The organism is Limnohabitans sp. Rim8 (assembly GCF_945869175.1).
Classification (GTDB): Bacteria; Pseudomonadota; Gammaproteobacteria; order Burkholderiales; family Burkholderiaceae_C; genus Limnohabitans_A.
The window spans coordinates 1-17,109 of record NZ_CAMBNZ010000020.1; the positions used below are offsets into that span (position 1 = coordinate 1).

The window sequence follows — 17,109 nt, forward strand, 5'->3', positions numbered from 1 at the left end:
TACGAGACTTTTGTCTCTCGTTTGAACCTCGAAGGTCACCCGGACCAACCCGAGTGGTTGAGCCATGTCAACGCTTCGGTGCTCAAGGTCAAGCTGGGCACGGCCATCATCGGCATCAGCTCCATCCACTTGCTCAAGACCTTCATCAACGCCGCCAACTACGACGAAAAAGTGCTGATGTGGCAAACCATCATCCACATGGCTTTCTTGTTCAGCGCGATCGCGATCGCCTATGCCGACCGCCTGATGTCGCACCATGACAAAGCACATTGAACGACCGATTTTTGATTTATCCGGGAACACACCAACATGAGCATATTGATCAAACAGGACGACCTGATCGAATCCGTTGCCGCTGCGCTTCAATACATCAGCTACTACCACCCGGCCGACTTCATCTCGCATTTGGCCAGCGCCTATGAGCGCGAGCAAAGTCCGGCCTCCAAGGACGCGATTGCGCAGATTCTGACCAACAGCAAGATGAGCGCTTTCGGCCACCGTCCAATCTGCCAGGACACGGGCATCGTCAACGTGTTCCTGGAAGTGGGCATGGACGTGAAGTTCGACGGTTTCACCGGCAGCCTGGAAGACGCGGTCAACGAAGGTGTTCGCCGCGGCTACAACCACCCCGACAACGTGTTGCGTGCGTCGGTCGTGTCCGACCCGCACTTCAACCGCAAAAACACCAAAGACAACACGCCTGCAGTGATTTTCACCAAGATCGTGCCCGGACAGCATGTGCATGTGACCGTGGCCGCCAAAGGCGGTGGCAGCGAAAACAAGTCCAAGTTGATCATGCTCAACCCCGGGGACAGCATCGTCGACTGGGTGCTGAAAACCGTGCCCACCATGGGCGCTGGCTGGTGCCCACCCGGCATGCTGGGCATCGGCATCGGCGGGACCGCTGAAAAAGCGGTGCTTCTGGCCAAAGAAAGCCTGATGGACGACCTGGACATGTACCAGCTCCTCGAGAAATCAAACCAAGGCGCAAAACTTGACCCCGTAGAAGAGATGCGCTTGGAGCTTTACCACAAGGTCAACGCCTTGGGCATTGGCGCCCAAGGCCTAGGCGGCCTCACCACGGTGTTGGACATCAAGATCAAGATGTACCCTACGCACGCGGCCTCCAAGCCTGTGGCCATGATCCCCAATTGCGCCGCCACCCGCCACGCGCACTTCGTGCTCGATGGTTCTGGCCCCACTTACTTGGAAGCACCATCACTCGATTTGTGGCCCAACGTGAACTGGACCGCCGACACCGAAAAGAGCCAGCGCGTGGACTTGAACAAGCTGACACCCGAGCAGGTTGCCGCCTGGAAACCCGGCCAAACCCTGTTGCTCAACGGCAAAATGCTCACGGGCCGCGATGCGGCCCACAAACGCATCCAGGACATGCTGGCCAAAGGCGAACCATTGCCGGTCGATTTCACCAACCGGGTGATCTACTACGTCGGCCCGGTGGACCCGGTGGGCGACGAAGCTGTGGGCCCCGCAGGCCCCACCACCGCCACCCGCATGGACGGCTTCACCGAAATGATGTTGGCCAACACCGGCCTGATTGCCATGATCGGCAAGGCCGAACGCGGCCCAGTCGCCATCGAAGCCATCAAAAAACACAAGAGCGCTTACCTGATGGCCGTGGGCGGCGCGGCTTACCTGGTGTCCAAAGCGATCAAGCACGCCCAAGTGGTGGGTTTTGCCGACATGGGCATGGAAGCCATTTACGAGTTTGATGTGGTCGACATGCCAGTGACGGTGGCTGTGGACGCGGGCGGCACCAGCGCCCACATCACAGGACCTGCCGAGTGGCAAAAACGCATCGCCACGGGCGAGTTCAAAGGCATTGGCGTCAACGCCGCCTGAACGTGCAGTGGCGATGGTTCTGAGCCCTGATGACTTGCGCCCTTCTCCCGCTTCATGATTGAATCACCGATTGGCGTTTTTGACAGCGGCATTGGGGGCTTGAGTGTCTTGCAGTCCTTGCAAGCGGCTTTGCCTGCCGAGCATTTTGTTTATTGGGCCGACAGCGGCCATGCACCGTATGGCGAAAAAACAGACCTGTTCGTTCGCCAGCGCAGCCTGGCCATCACCGACCACCTGATCCGACAGCACCACATCAAAGCCTTGGTGGTGGCATGCAACACGGCCACGGCAGTGGCCATCCACGAATTGCGAGCGCAGCATCCACAGCTGATCCTGATTGGCGTCGAACCTGCGTTGAAGCCCGCCCTGCAGATCAGCCAAACCGGACACATTGGTGTCATGGGCACGCGGGGCACTTTGAGCAGTGAAAAATTTCAGCGCTTGCTGGGTCATTTACATGGCCAGGCGCAGTTCACTCTGCAGGCCTGCGATGGGCTGGCACTGGCCATTGAACAAAGCACCAGTTTGACCGAGGGTGGCCAAGCCACCGAAAGCATCGCCCAGTTGCTGCAACAGTACACCCGTCTCATGGGCGAATTTGGCTCCTGCTCTGGCCAAATGGACACGCTGGTGTTGGGCTGCACCCACTATGTGTTTGCACAAGACGCGCTGAGCGCTTTGCTGGGGCCGCAAGTGAAGCTGGTGTCGACCGGTGAGCCGGTGGCCCGCCAAACTCGCAGGCTGTTGGAGTCAGCGCGGCTGCTCAGAACCGGACCGGCTCCGCACGCCTTGTCGGCACGCCTGTGCCTGATGAGCAATGGGGATGTGGCAGGGCTTCAAGCCGCAGCGCAACGGTGGTTGCAGCTGCCCCACTCGGCGTGCCACCGGGCAGACATGCAGGTTTGATCAGTCTTGGCCCAAGGCCCTGCGCCGGCCACGCGCCACATCGACGGGGATGAGCAACACCAAACCCAACACAAACAGCAAAGACGTCGCGCCAATGGCCAGGCGTTGGTTACCGCCACTCAGCCAGGTGATCAAGCCATAGCTCAAAGGCCCCAATATGCTGGCCAAGCGGATAGCGAAAGTCCACAAACCAAAAAACTCACCCACGCGAGTCGGCGGCACCATCAAGCCCGCCATCGCACGGCCTGCAGACTGACTCGAACCCATACAAACCCCGGCAATGGCTGCGGCCCACCAAAATACTTCCTTGGTGGTTGACAATGCAGCGATCACACACGTCAAGATCCAGCCCAACAAGGTCAGTGACAAGGCCAATTTGTGGCCCAGCTTGTCTTGCGCATAGCCAAAGGCAAACGCCCCCACAAAGGCGGCCAGATTCAACACAAAAATCAGAACCATGGTTTCCTGCGGTTGAAAACCAATGACTTGTTCGGCGTAAATCGCAGCCAATGAAATCGCCACCGCCACACCGGCTTGATACGCCACCGCACAGGCCATCAAACGGTTGAAGTCTGGGTAAGTCCGCGCATCGCGCCATGTCCTTCTCAAGCCTTGCAGGCTGCGAAAAACACCAACGACGGGCACATCGGATTGCGGTAAAGCGTGCTCTCGCATCAATGCAAAGGTCACGCAGGCAGCAGCGCCGTAAACCAATGCCGTGATCACCATGGTCACGGGCACAAATTGGCTGCCGGTTTCACCCCGGGCCTGAGCCGCCAACACATAAGCCAGGCAAAGCCCAAGCGTGAGCATGCCTCCCAAATAACCCAAAGCCCAACCCCAGCCACTGACCCGACCCATGGCGTCGGCTTGTGCCAGCTCAGGCAAGAACGAGGCCGTCAATGACTCGCCGTATGAAAAAAATGTGTTCGAGATCACCAACAAGAGCAAGCCCAAAGCCACCTGCCCCGGGCCCACCCAAGCCAAAGCAGCGGTGCTGAGCACGCAGCCGGCGGTGACCCACATGAGCAAGCGACGCTTGCCAGCCACACGATCAGCCCAAGCGCCCAAGCCAGGCATGGTGAGCATGACGATCAAATAAGACAGGCTCAAACCCGATGTCCAAGCCAAAGTGGCCCAAGGTGCACCGCCGGCAACCCCACCGACAAAATAAGCCGCAAAGACAGCCGTGATGACCACCGTGGTGTAGCCTGAGTTGGCAAAGTCATACATGGCCCAGCCAAACACCTCGCGCCACCGAACATCGGGCCGAAGCGCAGCGCGAGAAAACATGTCAGCCATGACAAATGCTTTCAGTGGAGGTGTCTGGGGCGGCGACCCCCGCCGCCGTGGCCACCCGTGTTGCCGTTACCGCCAGAGCCTCGTGGGGGCTTGCCCAGCTCCAGTGAGCTGACCAAATTGTCAAAACGCAGACTGAACAACTTGTCGATCTCGGCCACCACGCCAGACAACTCAGAACCATCGAAATGACGCTCCATCATGTTGACCACATCGTGAATCAAGAGGTCGCGCTGCGCTTGCATGATGGCCCCTGGATCGGGCCCCACGAAAAGCATCACAAAATCGTCACGCGACTCGTTGCCGCTGGCTTCGTCCTCGTCGTCAAATTCGGTGTCATAAAAGGTGACTTCGATCTGTGCCCCTGCAGAAGACAAGTCGTTGATGTTCATGCACAGGTCTTCCATGACCATGCGAAAGTCTTCATCGCCTCGAACCGTCCAGCACAACTGAAGACGACTCAAATCACCATCAAACCGAATGCCTGGTTCTTCTTCGTACAAGCTGGGTGAACCATCGCTCATATTGCGCGCACCTGCGTAACGCCAGAGGGGTTTGAGTGCTTCTTGGATCGCTTGGATATCGGTGCCGGTTTTGATGGGCACATCACCATGCACATGAATTTCAAGCGGTGCGTTGTCGTTTTTCATGATGGTGTTTTCCCAGAATGGTGCCCCGAACCGGAATCGAACCGGTACGCCCGCTATGAACGAAGCAACGGATTTTAAGTCCGGTGTGTCTACCAGTTTCACCACCGGGGCAGAGCGCTTATTGTGCCTTGATAAGGGGTTGAATTGGCATCAGTCCATCTGCAAATTCAGCATGGCCAGTGCGTAGAAGGCCACCACTGTCAAATAGGCTGCAGACCACACCATCGTCCGCCACTTGGCTTTGTCGGTGATGTAGAAAAACACATACGCCACGCGCATGACCAAGAAAAACAAAGACAGCGTATCGACGAGTTGAGGGGCGACACCCGTGAGCAAAGCCAAAATGACACCGACCGCAAAGAAGGGAAAAGCTTCAAAACAGTTGGCCTGCGCCGCATTGGCTCTGGCCCTGAAGCCCGTTTGCTGAGCGAGCCAAGCGCGGGGATCGCTGTTGTCATAGCCTTTGAATCCCGATTTGGCGATGCCGGCACACACCACGGGCATGAGTCCAGCCACCAACAAAGCACCGTAAGAAATCATCATTCAGCTCTCCTTGACATGCCGGGCACGATCTTGAGGGGCAGGTCCAGCCATCACATAAAAAAAGCCACTGAGATCATCAGTGGCCATTCACTGGCCCGGCACCAGCCGAGCGCATCAGGATCAACCGCCTTTTTTGGAGCGCTTGCCTGGGTTTTTCTTGCTGCGCGTGGCCACACCACGCTCCAAGCTGACGCGCTGACCGCGGCCTGCTGTGCGCAAGGTCACACCGGGCAATGCAGGCAGTGGTGGGGTGAATTTACGATCTGCTTCGGTAACGATTTTGTTGCCCATCTTCGGCTCCAGATAAATTATGCAAGTCGATATTAAGCCACAAGAATGGGCTGTTTTGCCTGATCTGCTGTTCTACTGGATCTGTCGACCTGTCCTGCCGCTGTTCGATCAGGCGATAAACTGCCGTCATGGACATCACCACCTGGCTGATCTTGGGTTATTTCGCGTTATTGGCGCTCAATTTGCGCAAGCGCTGGGGTGTGATTGACGGGCCTTGGCTGTTTTTCTTCAGGGCCTTTTTCCCCAACTGGAAGTTCTACCATGGCATCCAACTGGCCCCTCGTCTTTACGTTCGCGGCCAATTTGACATGAACACTTGGACAGACTGGCACGTGATTTACCCCCGATTGCCCAGAAAAGTTTTTCACCTGGTTCACAACCCTGCTGTGAATTTGGCTTTGGCGCACCAAAATTTGGTGGACCATTTGGCCAACGACATCAACGACATGCCAGAAGGCGCGGACATTCGGGACCGAGTGACTTACCAACTTGTCGACCAGTTGGCGCATCAAGCCATCTCTGGCGCGTGCTGGGGAGATGTGCCCATGTTGTCTCGGCTTTCCACTGGCGCACCCATGGCCTACCAATTTGAAGTGCGCATGGAGCTGCCCGATGGCCAAAACAGCCAGCTCATGTTGCAATCACCGGTGGTGAGCCCATGACATTGGCCTGGGCGGTTCGTGGTTTTGAAATTTTGCTGGGCTTGAGTTTGCTTGTGCAAACATTGGAGTACCTGCGTCTGCCTTCGCTTGACAAGCTGACCCAATGGCCCGTCCTCTCGCTAGAGATCCCAGCACGACCAGCATGGATCAAGGCCACGCTGAACCTTCTTTTCCAAGAAAAAATTTACACCCGTTGCTTGTGGTTGCGGGGTGTTTTGGCCATGGCCCTGATCTTTGGACAAGTGGGCTTGGTGGGTGCGGCCTTGCTGTTTGTGATGGCCATTCTTTTGCTGTTGCGCTGGCGCGGTGCTTTCAATGGTGGCAGTGACTTCATGACACTGGTCGGCATCTCGGGCTTGTTGTTGTCCCATTTGGTGGGCACTTTCACCGATGTGTCCTTAGGTTGGCAGGCCGGGTTTTGGTACATCACCTTGCAAACCATCAGCTCTTACTTTGTCTCGGGATGGGTGAAGCTCTTGCGGCCTGAATGGCGCTCAGGCCGAGCTTTGCCACTTTTTCTGGACACAGGAGTTTACGGCCCACTGGCACAAGACAGCATTTTTCGAAACCGGATGGTGGCTTTGCTCTGTTCATGGTCATTCACGCTTTGGGAGGGGTTTTTCCCATTGGCACTGCTCGATGTGCGATGGGCGGTGCTTTGGTGTTCGGTAGCCGCCGTCTTTCACTTCTTGGTTTATTGGTTCTTGGGGCTCAACCGGTTCTTTTGGGCCTGGATCAGCAGTTTCCCTGCCGTTATTTACTGCGCAGGGATCGCGCCTGACTTGTTGCATGGGTGACGGGTTGGCGACTGCGGTGTGCATTCAAGCCCATTAGGATGTTGATTTGGCTTGTAAGGTCCCGACATGCACGCACGCACTCTTGAAGCATTCACAGCCCAATCGATGGACGAGGGATTTGACGAAATCATTGTCCGTGAGTGGGATGCCGATTTGAAACTCGACACCCACACCCACCCTTTTGATGTCAGCGCGCACGTTGTTCGCGGTGAATATTGGTTGACCGTGGGTGAGCAAACTCAGCACCTCAAAGCGGGTGATGATTTCCGCTTGGCGCGGAATGTCCCCCATGCTGAACTGTATGGCCCCCTGGGCGCCACCGTGTGGGTTGCTCGGGCCAATTGAGGCATTTTGAGGAAAGACAAAAAAATACCCCTGAGGGATGAAGCTCAGGGGTGATTCATTGGAGGCGCGACCCAGAGTCGAACTGGGCTAGACGGATTTGCAATCCGTTGCATAACCGCTTTGCTATCGCGCCAAAAGCATTTAAGTCCGACAAAAATGGGAAGCCTATGCTTCCCAATGCCTGAAAAAAAGTTTGTTTTTCAGATGTTTGGAGCGGGAAACGAGATTCGAACTCGCGACCTCAACCTTGGCAAGGTTGCGCTCTACCAACTGAGCTATTCCCGCGCATTTCACAAAGCCGAGCATTTTATGCTCCATTCTGTGGAATGGACAAATTGTAATGCAATTTCAAAGGGGCTTTGATCTCCCCTTGAAAATATTGCATCAATGTTTAACTGCTTCTTGCTTGGTGGTTGACGCGACCGCAGACAAGGCTGCAGCGGCCACCTCTTCGTCACTCAAGGGTGTGGGCTTGGCCTCCAGAGCCACATCCAACACTTGGTCGATCCATTTGACCGGGACGATCTCCAGACCATTTTTGACATTCTCGGGAATGTCCTGAAGGTCTTTGATGTTGTCCTCTGGAATCAACACGGTCTTGATGCCACCTCGCAGGGCCGCCAACAGCTTTTCTTTCAAACCGCCGATGGCCGTGACCTCACCGCGCAAGGTGATCTCGCCCGTCATGGCCACATCGGCACGCACAGGAATGCCCGTCATGGCAGACACCATGGCCGTGGTCATGGCGGCACCGGCACTCGGCCCATCTTTGGGCGTGGCGCCGTCCGGCACGTGAATGTGCAGGTCTTTCTTTTCAAAGACCTCGTCTTTGATGCCCAAAAGGCGTGAACGGCTGCGCACGACGGTGCGTGCAGCCTCCACCGACTCTTTCATCACATCGCCCAAGGAGCCGGTGCGGGTGATCACGCCTTTGCCAGGCATCAAGGCTGCTTCGATGGTCAGCAAATCGCCGCCCACCTCGGTCCACGCCAAACCCACGACTTGACCCACTTGGTTTTTTTGCTCGGCACGGCCGTAGGTGTACTTGCGCACGCCCAAAAAGTCGTTCAAGTTATCGGCATTCACCAACACCTGTGGCGTCATTTGCTTGAGCAACAAGGCTTTGACAACCTTGCGGCAAATCTTGCCCAACTCACGCTCTAGGGAGCGAACACCGGCTTCACGGGTGTAATAACGCACCACATCACGCACAGCGTCTTCGGTCACCTGAAGTTCCGTGTCTTTCACACCGTTGTTGGTCATTTGCTTGGGCAGCAAATACTTCATGGCGATGCTGGTTTTTTCATCTTCGGTGTAGCCAGACAATCGGATCACTTCCATCCGGTCCAACAAGGCCGAGGGAATGTTCATGGAGTTCGAGGTGGCCACAAACATGACATCGCTCAGATCAAAGTCAACCTCAACATAGTGATCACCAAATGTGTGGTTTTGTTCAGGATCCAAAACCTCCAGCAAGGCGCTGGAGGGATCACCCCGGAAATCGGTGCCCAGTTTGTCGATCTCGTCGAGCAAGAACAGCGGGTTCTTGGTACCCACCTTGTTCAGGTTTTGCAGCACTTTGCCGGGCAAGGCACCGATGTAGGTGCGGCGGTGACCGCGAATTTCGGCCTCATCGCGCATACCGCCCAGCGCCATGCGCACGTATTTGCGCCCTGTGGCCTTGGCAATCGACTGGCCCAGCGATGTTTTGCCCACGCCGGGGGGGCCAACCAAGCACAGGATCGGCGCTTTGACTTTGTCCACGCGTTGCTGGACTGCGAGGTATTCCAAAATTCGGTCTTTGACTTTGTCCAGGCCAAAATGGTCTTGGTTCAACACCCCTTCGGCATTGGACAAATCGTGTTTGAGCTTGGTCTTTTTGCCCCAAGGCAGACCAATCAACACATCCAAGTAATTGCGAACCACCGATGCTTCTGCCGACATGGGAGACATCAGTTTGAGTTTTTTCAGCTCGCCATCAGCCTTTTTGCGGGCTTCAGCAGACATCTTGGCGGCCTTGATCTTCTTTTCGAGTTCCTCGATGTCAGCGCCCTCTTCGCCATCGCCCAGTTCTTTTTGAATGGCCTTGACCTGCTCATTCAGATAGAAATCACGTTGGTTCTTTTCCATTTGGCGCTTCACACGGCCACGGATGCGCTTGTCCACATTCAGGATGTCGACCTCGTGCTCGAGTTGCGCAAAAAGGTTTTCCAGCCGCGCCTTGATGTTGGCCAAGTCCAACACCTGCTGCTTGTTTTCCAGCTTAAGGGGCAAATGCGCGGCAATGGTGTCGGCCAAGCGACCGGGGTCGTCGATGCTGGAAATCGAGGTGAGGATCTCAGGCGGTATTTTCTTGTTCAGTTTGACGTACTGGTCAAACTGCTGCATCACGGCGCGACGCAGCGCCTCAATTTCGCTGCTGGCATCCGATTGTTCAGAAAGAGGATCGACAGGGGTGACGGCAGCTACAAAGTGCGCATCGCCATCCTCAATCGACTTGACCACGGCGCGTTGTTGGCCCTCGACCAGCACTTTGACCGTGCCATCGGGCAGTTTCAGCATCTGCAATATGGTCGATACGCACCCCACCTCGAACATGTCGTCGACAGCAGGTTCGTCCTTGGCTGCGGTCTTTTGGGCGACCAGCATGATGCGGCGCTCAGCGGCCATGGCCGACTCCAAGGCTTTGATGCTCTTGGGGCGACCCACAAACAAAGGAATCACCATATGAGGGAACACCACGACGTCGCGCAAAGGCAACATCGGAAGTTCAATCAAGGTGGATGGCAAAGGCGTGTGTCCAGACATGGTGTGTCCCTCGGGTCTATTCAGCTACACATGGTTGCTGCGGACGCGAATTCAACCCAGCCGCAGCAAGGAATCCATAGCGTGATGCAGCACATGTGGGTCAGGCCTGCTTGGCCGACTCGCGGTATACCAGCAACGGTGGTTTGTTGTCGTCGATGACGGATTCGTCCACCACGACTTTTTCAACGTTCGCTTGGTTGGGCAATTCGAACATGGTGTCAATCAGCGCTTGCTCCATGATCGAGCGCAGGCCGCGGGCACCGGTTTTGCGGGCCAAGGCCTTGCGGGCCATGGCCGCCAATGCGTTGGGGCGAACTTCAAGCTCCACCCCCTCCATGGCCAGCAGTTTGGTGAACTGCTTGACCACTGCATTTTTGGGCTCGGTCAAGATTTGAACCAGTGCGTCTTCGGTCAATTCAGCCAAAGTCGCCACCACAGGCAAACGGCCCACCAACTCTGGAATCAGGCCAAATTTGATCAAATCTTCGGGTTCAACTTCGTTGAACACATCGGTCACGGAGCGCTGTTTTTTGCTCTTGACGGTCGCTCCAAAACCAATGCCACCGGATTCCATGCGGTTTTCGATGACTTTTTCCAAGCCAGCAAATGCACCGCCGCAAATGAACAAAATGTTGGTGGTGTCAATTTGAAGAAAATCTTGATTGGGGTGTTTGCGCCCGCCTTGGGGTGGAACGCTGGCCATGGTGCCCTCGACAAGCTTGAGCAAAGCTTGCTGCACGCCCTCGCCCGACACGTCACGGGTGATCGATGGGTTGTCTGATTTGCGGGTGATCTTGTCGATCTCGTCGATGTAGACAATGCCGCGCTGAGCCCGCTCCACGTCATAGTTGCAGGTCTGCAGCAATTTGGCCACGATGTTTTCAACGTCTTCACCCACATAGCCGGCTTCGGTCAAGGTGGTGGCGTCGGCCATGACAAAGGGCACGTCCAGCATGCGGGCCATGGTCTGCGCCAGCAAAGTTTTGCCCGAACCCGTGGGGCCGATCAGCAAAATATTGCTTTTGGCCAGCTCCACGTCGTCTTTCTTGGCACTTTCTTTGTGCTTGAGGCGCTTGTAGTGGTTGTAGACCGCCACCGCCAAGCTGCGCTTGGCTTTTTCTTGACCAATGACGTAGTTGTCGAGGTTGGTTTTGATGTCCAGGGGGGTTGGCAAACCCTCTTTAGCGCCATCGGCCAGCGTCGTGGTGGCCAGTTCATCGCGCACGATGTCGTTGCACAAGTCAATGCATTCATCGCAGATGAAAACCGATGGTCCTGCTATCAGCTTTTTGACCTCGTGCTGGCTTTTGCCACAAAAGGAGCAAAACAGGTTTTTCTCAGTCGTTGAGCCTTTTTTATCGGCCATAAATGTCGCCTCGGTATCCGGAATTCGTCAATGATAACGAAAGAAAAACGGCGCTCACCCTTTTGAGGTAAACGCCGTCAACCTGGGAGCCGGGAACCCCGGCCACGCTCAAGCGCGTTTTGAAATCACCTCGTCCACCAAACCGTAGTCTTTGGACTCATTGGCTGACAAGTAATAGTCACGCTCGGTGTCGCGCTCGATGCGCTCCAAAGGCTGGCCTGTGTTCTCGGCCAAGATGCGGTTGAGCTGTTCACGGGTCTTGATGATCTCACGCGCAGCGATTTCGATTTCGGTGGCCTGACCACGCGCACCACCCAAAGGTTGGTGAATCATGATTTTGGAGTTAGGCAGCGAAAAACGCTTGCCCTTGGCGCCTGAAGAGAGCAAGAAAGCCCCCATGCTGGCGGCCATGCCGTTGCACAAAGTTGACACATCGGGCTTGATGAAGTTCATGGTGTCATAAATGGCCATGCCGGCACTGACCGAACCACCCGGCGAGTTGATGTACAGCGAAATGTCCTTTTCAGGGTTTTCACTTTCCAAAAACAACAACTGGGCCACGATCAGGTTGGCCATGTGGTCATTGACCTCACCCACCAAAAAGATCACGCGTTCCTTGAGCAGACGCGAGTAAATGTCGTAGGCGCGTTCACCGCGGCCCGACTGCTCGACGACCATAGGGACCATGCCCAAATTTGTGATGTCCAGTGCGCTCATCTTTTCTCCAAAAATATGAATGTGACTTTAACCTGAGTGCTCAAGCCCACCAATGAGATGGGGCTTGTCAGCCGAACTGCAAGCACGGCACAAGCCCCATTTTCAAGGGAATCGAAACCGATCAGCCGTGCTGGGCCATCAACTCTTCAAAAGAAATGGCTTTTTCGACCACTTTGGCTTGGGCCAACACGAAGTCAGAGACATTGCTCTCGATCACTACGGCTTCGACTTCGGCCATGCGTTGGTTGTCGCTGTTGTACCAACGCACCACGTCATCGGGACGCTCATAACTGGCGGCCAACTCTGCGATGTGGGCCTTGATCTGTTCAGGCTTGGCATGCAGAGTGTTGCCACGCACAACTACGGCCACCACCAAACCCAAACGAACGCGCTGCTCCGCTTGAGGACGGAAGATGTCGTCAGGAATCGGGGCATTCTCTGCGTCCTTGACACCGCGCTGTTTCAAGTCAGCGCGAGCACCTTCTTTGAGACGCTCGATTTCGTTTTGCACAATGGATTGGGGCAAGTCCAGCTCAGCCTTGGCGACCAAAGCGTCCATGGCGGCTTGCTTGTTGCGCGCCAGGAGGCGGAATTTCACCTCGCGCTCCAGGTTTTTGCGGATGTCAGCACGCAGGCCGTCCACGGTCGCGTCAGCAATGCCCAAGGACTTGGCCAGGGCTTCGTTGACATCGGGCAGATTGGCGGCTTCAATTTTCTTGATGGTGACCATGAAGTCAGCGGTTTTACCCGCCACATCCTGACCGTGGTAATCGGCGGGAAATGCCAAGGGGAAGGTTTTGCTTTCGCCCGACTTCATGCCGCGCACAGCTTCTTCGAATTCCTTGAGCATCTGGCCGTCGCCCAAAATGAACTGGAAGTCTTCGGCTTTGCCCCCGGAAAACACTTCACCGTCGATCTTGCCTTCGAAGTCGATGGTGGCTCGGTCGCCCTCTTGCGCAGCAGCATCTTGGGCACGCTGGGCAAAAGTGCGGCGCTGCTTGCGCAAAATGTCCAAGGTCTTGTCGATGGCCGCGTCAGAGACTTCAGCAGTCAGTTTTTCCACTTCGGTGTCGGCCAAGTTGCCCAGCTTGACTTCGGGGTACACCTCAAAAATAGCATCAAAGTTCAACTCGCCCTCGGGGGCACCTTCTTTTTCAGAAATACGGGGTTGACCGGCCACGCGCACTTGGGCTTCGTTGGCCGCAACAGAGAAGGCCTGACCTACTTTGTCGTTCAGCACCTCGTACTGAACCGAGTAACCATAGCGCTGCGCCACCACGTTCATGGGCACTTTGCCTGGACGAAAGCCATCCATCTTGACGGTGCGGGCCATTTTCTTCAGACGCGCATCCACTTCGGACTGAATGGCCGCCACAGGCACACTCAGGGTGATCTTGCGTTCCAGCTTTTCAAGGGTTTCAACAGTCACAGTCATCGTCGTTCTCGGTTAATTGAATGTCTCACAGGCCGCTGCTGATGTCATCGGCCACAAGTCGTTTGGTGCGCGGGGCGGGACTCGAACCCGCACAGTGTTGCCACCGTCAGGACCTAAACCTGGTGCGTCTACCAATTTCGCCACCCGCGCATGTCCAAATAAAAAGGGCGCCAGGCCCACCCATTGGCGCCGAAGCCCTTTGGCAAACCTGACCGCCCGCTTGAAATCGGTCAACTTTATATTTTAGCCGCTTCAATTGGGCAATTTCAGGTCGGGTCTTGATTTGGCCGCTCAATTCGAAACCAAGCCGCGTACATGGCCGGCAGGGCCAGCAAGGTCAAAGCGGTCGCCACAATCAAGCCACCCATGATGGCCACCGCCATGGGCCCCCAGAAAATGCTTCTGGACAACGGAATCATGGCCAACACCGCCGCCGCAGCCGTGAGCACGATGGGACGCAAACGCCGCACTGCAGACTCCACAATCGCTTGCCATGGTGCCATGCCCGCTGCACGGTCTTGTTCGATCTGGTCGATCAGGATCACCGAGTTGCGCTGGATCATGCCCATCAGCGCAATGACGCCCAGCAGCGCCACAAAACCAAACGGTCTGTCTAAGACCAACAAAGCCCCTGCCACGCCCGCCATCCCCAGAGGACCGGTCAAAAACACCAGCATGGCACGGCTGAAACTTTGCAGCTGCAGCATGAGCAAGGTGAAAGTGATAAAAAGCATGACCGGCACGCCTTCTGCAATCGAAGCTGAGCCCTTGGCGCTTTCTTCGACGGCCCCGGCCACCTCGATGCGGTAGCCATTCAAGCCCTGGCCTTGCCAACTGGCCTCGGTCTTTTTCAACTCGGGCAGCAACTGGGCCGTCACGGTGGCGCCTTGCAGCCCTTCAGCAATATCCGACTGCACCGTGATGGCAAATTGCCGCCCCTCCCGCCACATCACACCCGGCTCCCAGGCAAAAACGGGGGTGGCCACCTGCAGCAACGGAATCGACCGGCCAGAAGCCGTGGGCACATAGGTTTGACTCAAGTCCGACAAGGCGTCTCGCTCATCCAAAGGCTGGCGCAAAACGATGTCAATGAGCTTGTCGCCTTCACGAAATTGGCCCACAGCCGAACCACTGAGCAAGGTGCGAGAAGCTTGTGCGATCGACTGGCTGGTCACACCCAATGCCCGGGCTTTGGCTTGGTCCACGTCCAGGCGCACCGACTTGACCGATTCATTCCAGTTGTCGTTCACACCCCGGGTGTTGGGATTCAGGCGCATTTGCGCTTTGATCTCGTCGGCCTTTGATCGCAACACTTGGGGATCGGGCCCCACCACCCGAAACTGAACCGGATAGGGCACGGGTGGACCATTGGGCAACAATTTCACACGGCCACGCACCTCGGGAAACTCTTGGGCCAGCAATGCTGGCAATTGAGCCCTCAGCACCTCTCGGGTTTTCAGGTCATCCGGTAAGACAATCAGCTGCGCCACATTGGTCTGGGGAAACACTTGATCGAGTGGCAAATAAAAGCGGGGCACGCCCGAACCGATCCAAGCCGTGACCGACTTCACACCTGCTTCTTGGGCCAGACGCTGCTCCACACGGCGGGTCACATCCTCACTGGCTTTGACGGGTGAGCCCTCTGGAAGCCATAAGTCAACAATGATCTCAGGGCGAGAGGAGTCCGGAAAGAATTGCTGTTGCACTTTGCCCATGCCCAGCATGCCCATGGCGAACAAGAACACGGTGATGCCAATCGTCTTCCAGCGGTGGGTCACGCACCAAGTCACCCAGGCACGGAAGTGCCGGTAAAAAGGCGTGTTGAACATCTCGGCCGAATCCAACTGCTCGGCCGATAGCGTGTGCACAGGGGGTTTGAGCAACCAAGCGCCCAAATACGGGACAAAGTAAACCGAGGCCACCCAACTGACCAAGAGCGCAACCACTGTGACCGCGAAAATCGCAAAGGTGTATTCGCCCGTCATGGACTTGGCCATGCCAATCGGTAAAAAGCCGGCAGCCGTGATCAGTGTGCCCGTGAGCATGGGCATGGCCGTCAACTCATAGGCAAAAGTCGCAGCGCGGACTTTGTCATACCCCTCTTCCATCTTGCGCACCATCATCTCCACCGCAATGATGGCGTCGTCCACCAACAAACCCAATGCGATGATCAGCGAACCCAGCGAAATTTTGTGCAGACCAATGCCCAAGTAGTGCATGGCCAGAAAAGTCACGGCCAGGACCAAGGGAATGGTGATGCCCACCACCAAACCAGGGCGAATGTCCAAAGTCCAGCGGCGCCAAACAGGCTGATGGCCCGGGCGTTTGTGCAGGCCCAAGGCCAAAAAACTCACAGCCAACACGATCACCACCGCCTCGATCAGCACTTTGATGAACTCATTGACCGAATTGGACACGGCGCTCGGTTGGTCCTGCACCTGGGTCAAAGTCATGCCCACAGGCAAGCTGGCTTGGATGCTTTTGACCGTCCCACGCAAAGCCTTGCCCAGGGCAATGATGTCACCGCCTTTGGCCATAGAGACCCCCAGGGCGATGACTTCTTGCTGTTCGTGGCGCACTTTCACATTGACTGGGTCCGCATAACCCCGCGTCACCGTGGCGATATCGGACAAACGGATTTGCGCACCCGATGCACCGCGAATCGGCATGTCTTTTACATCTTGGAGGGATGAAAACTGACCGCCCACGCGGACCTGAATCACATCTGCGGGTGACTGCACGGTACCCGCCGATTCCACCGCGTTTTGCTGTCCCAATTGGGCCAGCACCGCCCCCATGTCCAGACCCATCTGCGACAACTTTTTTTGCGACACTTCGACAAAAACTTTTTCATCTTGTACGCCAAACAGCTCGACTTTCGCCACATCCGGCACCCGAAGCAGTTGCTGACGCAAGCTGTCGGCTTGTGTCTTGAGCTCTGCAGGCGAAAAACCCTGGCCGCCCAGCGCATAAATCACGCCAAACACATCACCAAACTCGTCGTTGAAAAAGGGCCCCACCACCCCCGGCGGTAAAGTGCTACGCATGTCACCGATTTTTTTGCGCACCGCATACCAAATTTGAGGCACGTCACCTGGATTGGAGTTGTCCTTGATCTGGAAAATGATCTGCGCCTCACCCGGTTTGGAGTAACTGCGGATCTTGTCGGCATAAGGCACTTCTTGCAAAGTGCGCTCGATCTTGTCGGTCACCTGCTCGGCCACTTGCGCAGCCGTGGCGCCTGGCCAATAGGCCCGTACCACCATGGCCCGAAATGTGAAGGGGGGGTCTTCGTCCTGACCCAACTGAAAATAAGACGCCATGCCCAAGACCATGAGCACCACCATCAGGTAGCGCGTCAAGGCGGGGTGCTCCAGAGCCCAGCGGGAGAGGTTGAATCGGGGATTGTCGTTTTGACTCATGCTTG

Annotated in this window: 15 protein-coding genes and 4 tRNA genes; 6 read left to right on the forward strand and 13 right to left on the reverse strand. The window is 56.2% G+C overall.

The window, feature by feature from the left end:
- The 3 genes from Q0O19_RS04895 to murI form a co-directional block, all read left to right on the forward strand.
- The coding region (locus Q0O19_RS04895; RefSeq protein WP_295520588.1) for a YqhA family protein at window positions 1–273 on the forward strand (273 nt) is incomplete at its 5' end.
- Between the two features lie 36 nt (window positions 274–309).
- Complete coding sequence (locus Q0O19_RS04900) at window positions 310–1,863, forward strand: fumarate hydratase (protein WP_295520590.1); 1,554 nt, start codon at window positions 310–312, stop codon at window positions 1,861–1,863.
- 54 nt (window positions 1,864–1,917) lie between these two features.
- A complete protein-coding gene (gene murI, locus Q0O19_RS04905; protein ID WP_295520591.1) occupies window positions 1,918–2,769 on the forward strand; it encodes a glutamate racemase in 852 nt (283 codons plus the stop codon).
- On the opposite strand, the gene Q0O19_RS04910 is transcribed toward murI, so the two are convergent.
- The 5 genes from Q0O19_RS04910 to Q0O19_RS04930 form a co-directional block, all read right to left on the reverse strand.
- Window positions 2,770–4,071, reverse strand: coding sequence for an MFS transporter (locus tag Q0O19_RS04910; protein ID WP_295520593.1), 1,302 nt, complete (start codon window positions 4,069–4,071; stop codon window positions 2,770–2,772).
- Window positions 4,072–4,082: 11 nt separating this feature from the next.
- The gene (locus Q0O19_RS04915) at window positions 4,083–4,718 is read right to left on the reverse strand and encodes a DUF6806 family protein (RefSeq protein WP_295520594.1); all 636 of its coding nucleotides are present in this window, start codon (window positions 4,716–4,718) and stop codon (window positions 4,083–4,085) included.
- An 18-nt stretch (window positions 4,719–4,736) separates the two neighbouring features.
- Window positions 4,737–4,829 (reverse strand) — tRNA-Leu (locus Q0O19_RS04920).
- Window positions 4,830–4,868: 39 nt separating this feature from the next.
- Window positions 4,869–5,261, reverse strand: a complete 393-nt coding sequence (locus Q0O19_RS04925; protein WP_295520596.1) for an MAPEG family protein — start codon at window positions 5,259–5,261, stop codon at window positions 4,869–4,871.
- 120 nt (window positions 5,262–5,381) lie between these two features.
- Window positions 5,382–5,552, reverse strand: a complete 171-nt coding sequence (locus Q0O19_RS04930; protein ID WP_199172540.1) for a hypothetical protein — start codon at window positions 5,550–5,552, stop codon at window positions 5,382–5,384.
- A 128-nt stretch (window positions 5,553–5,680) separates the two neighbouring features.
- On the opposite strand from Q0O19_RS04930, the gene Q0O19_RS04935 reads away from it, so the two are divergent.
- From Q0O19_RS04935 to Q0O19_RS04945, 3 genes are all read left to right on the forward strand, one after another.
- The gene (locus Q0O19_RS04935) at window positions 5,681–6,214 is read left to right on the forward strand and encodes a hypothetical protein (protein ID WP_295520599.1); all 534 of its coding nucleotides are present in this window, start codon (window positions 5,681–5,683) and stop codon (window positions 6,212–6,214) included.
- Window positions 6,211–7,011, forward strand: a complete 801-nt coding sequence (locus tag Q0O19_RS04940; RefSeq protein ID WP_295520602.1) for a hypothetical protein — start codon at window positions 6,211–6,213, stop codon at window positions 7,009–7,011. The genes Q0O19_RS04935 and Q0O19_RS04940 overlap by 4 nt, the downstream gene beginning before the upstream one ends.
- A 66-nt stretch (window positions 7,012–7,077) precedes the next feature.
- Complete coding sequence (locus Q0O19_RS04945; protein WP_295520604.1) at window positions 7,078–7,356, forward strand: AraC family transcriptional regulator; 279 nt, start codon at window positions 7,078–7,080, stop codon at window positions 7,354–7,356.
- A 59-nt stretch (window positions 7,357–7,415) separates the two neighbouring features.
- On the opposite strand, the gene Q0O19_RS04950 is transcribed toward Q0O19_RS04945, so the two are convergent.
- The 8 genes from Q0O19_RS04950 to Q0O19_RS04985 form a co-directional block, all read right to left on the reverse strand.
- Window positions 7,416–7,489: transfer RNA gene (locus tag Q0O19_RS04950), tRNA-Cys, on the reverse strand.
- A gap of 76 nt (window positions 7,490–7,565) precedes the next feature.
- Window positions 7,566–7,641: transfer RNA gene (locus Q0O19_RS04955), tRNA-Gly, on the reverse strand.
- Window positions 7,642–7,740: 99 nt separating this feature from the next.
- Window positions 7,741–10,164, reverse strand: a complete 2,424-nt coding sequence (gene lon, locus Q0O19_RS04960; RefSeq protein ID WP_295520606.1) for an endopeptidase La — start codon at window positions 10,162–10,164, stop codon at window positions 7,741–7,743.
- Between the two features lie 100 nt (window positions 10,165–10,264).
- Window positions 10,265–11,530: an ATP-dependent Clp protease ATP-binding subunit ClpX gene (gene clpX / locus Q0O19_RS04965; RefSeq protein WP_295520609.1), complete on the reverse strand. Its 1,266-nt coding sequence runs from the start codon at window positions 11,528–11,530 to the stop codon at window positions 10,265–10,267.
- A gap of 108 nt (window positions 11,531–11,638) precedes the next feature.
- Window positions 11,639–12,247 carry an ATP-dependent Clp endopeptidase proteolytic subunit ClpP gene (clpP, locus tag Q0O19_RS04970; RefSeq protein WP_295520611.1) on the reverse strand — a complete coding sequence of 203 codons (609 nt, stop codon included), beginning with the start codon at window positions 12,245–12,247 and terminating at the stop codon, window positions 11,639–11,641.
- A 121-nt stretch (window positions 12,248–12,368) separates the two neighbouring features.
- Window positions 12,369–13,682, reverse strand: coding sequence for a trigger factor (gene tig, locus Q0O19_RS04975; protein ID WP_295520613.1), 1,314 nt, complete (start codon window positions 13,680–13,682; stop codon window positions 12,369–12,371).
- 63 nt (window positions 13,683–13,745) lie between these two features.
- Window positions 13,746–13,832: transfer RNA gene (locus tag Q0O19_RS04980), tRNA-Leu, on the reverse strand.
- Window positions 13,833–13,948: 116 nt separating this feature from the next.
- Window positions 13,949–17,104, reverse strand: a complete 3,156-nt coding sequence (locus Q0O19_RS04985) for an efflux RND transporter permease subunit (RefSeq protein WP_295520615.1) — start codon at window positions 17,102–17,104, stop codon at window positions 13,949–13,951.
- Between the last annotated feature and the right edge of the window lie 5 nt (window positions 17,105–17,109).